Raw genomic sequence first — 5868 nt, forward strand, 5'->3', positions numbered from 1 at the left:
CCCGGTTCGACGGTCGCGCCGCCACCGCCGACCGTCATGACGTAACCGAGCCGCTCGTCGCCGAAGCCGAGGTCCCACTGGACCGGCACCTTCTCGTCCGGTCCAGGGAGCATCCGCGTCAGCGCGGCCACCTCGGTCAGCACGACCTCGGCGACCTCGGCGGGGCCCTGTTTGGCCGTGGCAGCGTATGCCGCCCGCTCCGATTGCGCCGCGACGGCGAGTACGGATTCGATCAATGCCTCATCCATGTCGGTCGTACCTTCCGTGATCGGTGTGGGGCGAGCCGGCGCCGGCCAGCACGACGGGGAGGACCTTGATGCGGCGGGTCATCCATTCCGACTCCCACCCCACCGCGGTGGTCTCGCTCAGCTGGGCGTTCGGAAAGCGGGGCAGGAAGGCGCTCAGAGCGAGCGTGGCCTCGAGACGGGCCAGCGGCGCGCCGAGGCAGTAGTGGTGACCGAGCCCGAAACTGATGTGGCTGCGGGCCGGGTACACGTCGAAATCGTCCGCGGGTTCCCCGCCCGTACAGCGGTTGGCCGCTGCCACGTTGATCTGCACGGGCGCCCCCGCGGGGATGAGGTAGCCGCCGAGGTTGAGGTCCTCGGTGGCGAACCGCCAGGTCGCGTGCGGGAACGGCGGGTGCACCCGGAGGGTCTCCTCGATCCACGCGTCGATCTCCGCTTCAGTACGCGGACGTTGGTCAGCCGGCTTGCGCAGTGCCTCGAGGATCGCCGCGGCGATCAGGCTCGCCGTCGATTCGTAGCCGGCCATCACCAGGCCGACCGTCCATGTCACGACCTCGTTCACCGTGATGGCCGCTTCGCCGTCGACGGCTTCGAGCAGGCCGGTGATCAATCCTTCGTTCAACGGACTGGGATCACTGGCCCACCCCGCGACCGCGCCGGCGAGCGCGCCGACGCCGCCCGCCCGTACGGTCGCCTCCGGCGAGTAGATGATGTCGTCGGTGGCTCGCCGCATCACGGCGTACATCTCCGGCTGCAGGCCGAGCATCGCGCAGATGAACACCAGCGGGAGCGGGTAGGTGTAGCGCTCGACGAGGTTCACCTCGCCACCGCTCTCGGCGGCAAGCTCGTCCAACAGTTCCTCGGCGAGCCGGGCCAGCTGGGCGGCCCACGTGGCCGTGTTGCGCGGTGTGAAGATCTCCGCGTGCAACCGCCTGATCCTGGCGTGTTCCGGTCCCTCGCTCATCACCATGGTGCGGGCGACCTCGGCGCGGGGCTGTGCGCCGAGCATCACCCCGGGAATCCGCATCCAGTCCGGGGTGAGCTCGACGTCCTTGCTCAGCCTCCGGTCAGTCAGAGCCGCACGCGCGAGGTCCATGTCGCAGACCGCCCAGGCGGTTCCGCCGTAGTAGTCGACCGTGACGACCGGCGCCACCCGTCCGGCGGCGACCAGGCTCGGCATGCAGTCGACCGGGGCGGGAATGGTCGGTATGTCGACGTGGGGCGCGTCCAACAGCTCGTCGGATTTCATTGGATGCCTCCAGTGACCGGGGCCTGCGCAGCTGGGTCATAGGTGCCGATCAGTCCTTCGATCAGCTCCGCAGCCCGCCGCGGCCCGTCGTGACCCAGGTACTCCTCTCGCAGACGTGCGGCGGCCTGCCGGTAACGCGTGTCGGCGAGGACAGCGCCGACCGCACGCCGGATCCGTTGCGGGGTCAGGGTTCGGCGGCCAAGTGCAATCCCCACGCCCGCCCACCTCACCCGCGCGGCCACGTCGGCCTTCTCCTCGCTCGCCCCTGCGACGACGAGCGGCACAGCGTGTGCGAGCGCGGCGTTGACCCCGTTGAACCCGCCGTTTGTCACCATCACGTCGACATGCGGCAGAAGCCGGTGATAGGGGACGAATCGCTCGACCCGTGCGTTGGCCGGCAGCGACCGCGCGGTGTTGGCGTCCAGCGGGTGGTTGCCGGTGGTCACCACGACGAGAACCGGCAAGTCCGCCAGCGCCCGAATGGCCGGGACGAGCAGCCGTTGCGCATCGTTGGCGATCGTGCCCTGGGTGACGAGCACCACCTGCCGTCCGTCATGGAGTTCGTCCCACCACGCGGGCGGCTCGAAGGCGGTGTCCGCTGCCGGCAGGTCAAGCGGGCCTACGAAGTGCGTCCCCTCGAACAGGTCGCTCCGGGGAAACTCGAACGACTCGACGGTGCCGACGAGGTACAGGTCAGGCCTGCGGGAGATGTTCTCCATGACGCTCGCGCCGAGACGGGGCAGTCCCGTTTCACCCCGGACCTCGTCGGCACGTTTGCGGGTAGCACGCAGCGCGAGATGATCCCCGGCCAGCGTGAACAAACGGTTGCGCAGACGGCCAGGCCGTGACGAAGACGGCCCGAGTCCGTAGCCGAGAGGCGCGGTGTCACGGCTGTTGAGGATGTAAATCGAATTGCCCACCCAGGCCAACGGGATTCCGGTGTGCTCGCGGGCGAAACACGCGCCGTAGCACATGTCATCGGAAACAATCACGTCGACCCGGAACCTCTCGATGATCTCGAGGAGGTCCTTCATCTGGCTGGGGGCGGTGTTGTAGAAGATGTCCTCCATGCCTGCCCGGAAGCTGGCGAGTCCGGTCAGCCCCGCATGGGCTGGGAACGCCTCCTCTTTACTCAGGCCCCCGAAGTCATAGGCGGTGTGCATCGGCTCGTGCGTAGCGCCCACCTCGGCCACCTTGTCCCGGTAGGCCTGCCCGGTGTACCACCGGACCTCGTGTCCGCGCCGGGTGAGGTGCCGCGCGATGGGAAGCACCGGGTTGACGTGGCCGTCGGCCGGTGTGGTCGCGATCAGCACGTGTGCCAAGGTCGCCATCCCTCCCTCTCCTCGTCCGTCGAGCGGGGCCGTCCGGTCCCACCGCCTGGCCCACGCTGCCCCGCGCACAACGGCAGCGGAAGGGATCAGCGTCAACACTGTCAGCCCGGAGGATGACGACGGGTCCGCACGGGTGTGCCGGCGGACAGCGACTACTCACCTTGGTGATGGTCATGGGGATATGAGCAGTAGCGACGGTTGCCGACGATGGAGATCTATATCTGTCGCGTGGTCCTCGACTGCGAGCTCCTCGGTCAATTCCGAGCTCAGTCGTGGTTAGAGCCGCCCTGGCTAGGAGGCGCGATGTCCGTCACGTCACAGACCGATGAAAGATCGGACCACACCAGCGGAGAACCGAAGACGATCACCGTGCTGGGGGCGGGCGTCGCCGGCCTGGTCGCCGCCTACGAACTGGAACGGCGGGGGCACCGGGTACGGATCCTCGAGGGAAGCAACCGCATCGGCGGCCGGGTGCACACGTACCGCTTCGGCAGCGCCAAGGGCGCTCAATTCGCCGAACTCGGCGCGATGCGGATTCCGATAAGTCACACGCGCGCACTACATTATATCGCCAAACTCGGGCTCCTGAACCAGGTCCGTGAGTTCCGGACCATCCTGTCCGACGACGATGACCTGCTGCGCGTCAAAGACGGCGGCTATGTCCGGGTCCGCGACGCGCCGAAGGCGCTCGTCAGCGCCCTCGACCCAGGCCTGACCGAACACGGCTACCGGTACAACACTCTGCTGTTCGGCTCATGGCTGAACGCGTGCCTGAACGCCGTCGCGCCGGAGCAGTTCCGGGACCACCCCAACGTAAACGTCGAACTGCTCGACCTGGTCGACCGAATCGATCTCGAGCCGTACCTGTGCGGCGACAGCGGGTCAAAGGTGGACCTGCACTCCGTCTTCGCGGACCACCCGTACCTCCGGTCGGTGTGCTCCGGCCGGCACGAGCGCTTCCTGGATGACGTGCTCATGGAGACGAGTAACGCGATCTTTCGCCTACGCCACGGCACGGATGCGCTCACCGACGGGCTGGCGGCGAAGATCCGCGGGCCGCTCCTGCTGGGCCACGAGGTGGTCGGGCTGTCGGTCCGAGACGACGGCGTGGTCGTCGGGGTACGCCACGGTGGCATGACCAGTTCCTGGCACTGCGACTACGTGCTGTGCACGATTCCCTTCCCCGTCCTGCGGAGGCTGCGGCTGGACGGATTCGACGACGACAAGCTGAGCGTGATCCACGAAACCCAGTACTGGCCAGCAACCAAGATCGCATTTCACTGCCGGGAGGCATTCTGGACCGCGGACGGGATCACCGGTGGCGCCTCGTTCACCGGCGGGCTGGTGCGCCAGACGTACTACCCTCCCGTGGAGGGTGACCGGTCGCTGGGCGCTGTGCTGCTCGCCAGTTACACCATCGGCCCCGACGCGGAGAAAATCAGCAAGCTCGATCCGGTGACCAGGCACGAGGCCATCGTGAACGAGGTGAGCCGGATGCACCCCAGGCTGCGGGAACCCGGCATGATCTTAGCAACGGTGAGCCAGGTGTGGGGTGAGCACCGGTGGAGCCGGGGAGCAGCCACCATCCGCTGGACACAGGACGCCGCCACGTGCGAGGAGCAACGGCAGGCGGCGGCGCGGCCGCAGGACCGTCTGTTCTTCGCGGGCGAGCACTGCTCGTCGAAACCGGCCTGGATCGAGGGGGCGATCGAGTCGGCCATCGACGCCGTGCACAGCATCCAGTGGCACGAGCCGTTCTCCGGCCGCAGGTCGGCTCAGCGCCTCCGGCGGGTGGGGTGAGCATCTTCGACCTGCCGCGCCTGCACTTCACCGGTGCCGGTACCACCCAGTGTCCAACCGGTCCGCGCAATGGCCGCCTTGACCTGGCGACGAACACGGCGCTGGGGGCCGACGGAACGCCGTTCCCCCGCGATCGGCCACCGCAGGAGTACGACGGCCCCGTGGGGGAGCACTTCGCCGGCAACGGGCACTTCGCGGTCGACGCCGTGGTGTCGGGTGTCGAGTTGCGCGCGGGAGCGGTCGACCACACCGATCCTGTGGTGGGGCGCTGCGTCGACATGTGGGGGCACTACAACGAGTACCTCCAGACGACCGTCAACCGTGCCCGGGTCTTCGACGTCGACCCGTCGTCGAACTGGACGACCACGCTGATGGTCGGCCAGTTCGGGTTTGGCCGGGCCGGGCGCTCGCACAACACCGGATACGCCTGCACCGGCACCGTGCACGGCTTTCAGCCGCCGAGGTGGCACGACTTGCGGCAGGGCGGTTCCGTTGTGCACCAGTTCGTGGTGACGCGTGCCGACCTGACGTGGCTTGACGACGGCGGCGGCTCCCCCGCCGTCGAAATCCTGGGTTCGGCGCTCCGGTCGGGCGCGGACGGTCTCGTCGTGCAGTTCGCGCTCATCACCCCGTCGACACCGAATGCCCCCAATGCCCCGAAACGCTGGGACCTGCGGGGAACCATCGCCCCGTGGCGCAGCACCGAGTCGCGGACCTACCCGGCCGGACGGTTGCTGGTGCCCGCCGACCGAGCGCGGGCGCCGCACATCCTCTCCGTCGATCTGACAGCCGAGGACGTCACACTGAACATGATCACAGCATTCGGCCCGTCGCTTCCCCCCTGCGACCTGGAGCTACGCACGGCGCGCACCGGGCGGCTTGTCGCCGAGGTATCGCGGCAGGCCTGTGTGGACGCTGTGCGCAGCGGTGGTGTGGTGCGGGTGCCGCGAGCGAGCGGATCGGACGGCGCCGACGACGAAGCGCTGCTTGTGGTGTCCGGGCACAACGGTGAGACGGTGTCGCGTGAGCGGGAGGTCAGCCTCCAGGTTGACGACGCCTGCCTGTTCCTGGAGCATCCGCGCGCCACCGACGACCCGGACCACGACGTCGACGTGGTGTTCCGGTCCTTCGTCCGCGGCCGCCCCGCGCCCGTGGAAACCGTTTGGCTGCGGCAGTTCGCGAACCCGAGGGCGCTTCCGCTCGATCCGCGCGCCGCGCAGGCCGAGATCGTACGGCTCCGCCG

At 68.5% G+C, this 5868-nt stretch carries 3 protein-coding genes and 2 pseudogenes; 2 read left to right on the forward strand and 3 right to left on the reverse strand.

Annotated elements, in window-relative coordinates; all coding sequences use genetic code 11:
• The 3 genes and pseudogenes from U9980_RS20140 to U9980_RS20150 form a co-directional block, all read right to left on the reverse strand.
• A pseudogene (locus U9980_RS20140) lies at positions 1-248 on the reverse strand (class I SAM-dependent methyltransferase); the annotation flags it as partial.
• The gene (locus tag U9980_RS20145; protein ID WP_322769340.1) at positions 241-1494 is read right to left on the reverse strand and encodes a cytochrome P450; all 1254 of its coding nucleotides are present in this window, start codon (positions 1492-1494) and stop codon (positions 241-243) included. The gene U9980_RS20145 and the pseudogene U9980_RS20140, both read right to left, overlap by 8 nt.
• Positions 1491-2825: a glycosyltransferase gene (locus tag U9980_RS20150; protein WP_322769341.1), complete on the reverse strand. Its 1335-nt coding sequence runs from the start codon at positions 2823-2825 to the stop codon at positions 1491-1493. Before U9980_RS20150 ends, U9980_RS20145 begins: the two co-directional genes overlap by 4 nt.
• 303 nt (positions 2826-3128) lie before the next feature.
• Between U9980_RS20150 and U9980_RS20155 the strand changes: the two genes are divergently transcribed.
• Positions 3129-4625 carry an NAD(P)/FAD-dependent oxidoreductase gene (locus U9980_RS20155; RefSeq protein WP_322769342.1) on the forward strand — a complete coding sequence of 499 codons (1497 nt, stop codon included), beginning with the start codon at positions 3129-3131 and terminating at the stop codon, positions 4623-4625.
• Positions 4622-5868, forward strand: a pseudogene (locus tag U9980_RS20160) (VioB - polyketide synthase); the annotation flags it as partial. The gene U9980_RS20155 and the pseudogene U9980_RS20160, both read left to right, overlap by 4 nt.

It is taken from the genome of Protofrankia sp. Cr1, assembly GCF_963555865.1.
Lineage (GTDB): Bacteria > Actinomycetota > Actinomycetes > Frankiales > Frankiaceae > Protofrankia.

Bases quoted from the DNA above. Each gene is read 5' to 3' on its own strand.
- U9980_RS20145 (WP_322769340.1), bottom strand. From the start codon at position 1,494: ATGAAATCCGACGAGCTGTTGGACGCGCCCCACGTCGACATACCGACC.
- U9980_RS20150 (WP_322769341.1), bottom strand. From the start codon at position 2,825: ATGGCGACCTTGGCACACGTGCTGATCGCGACCACACCGGCCGACGGC.
- U9980_RS20155 (WP_322769342.1), top strand. From the start codon at position 3,129: ATGTCCGTCACGTCACAGACCGATGAAAGATCGGACCACACCAGCGGA.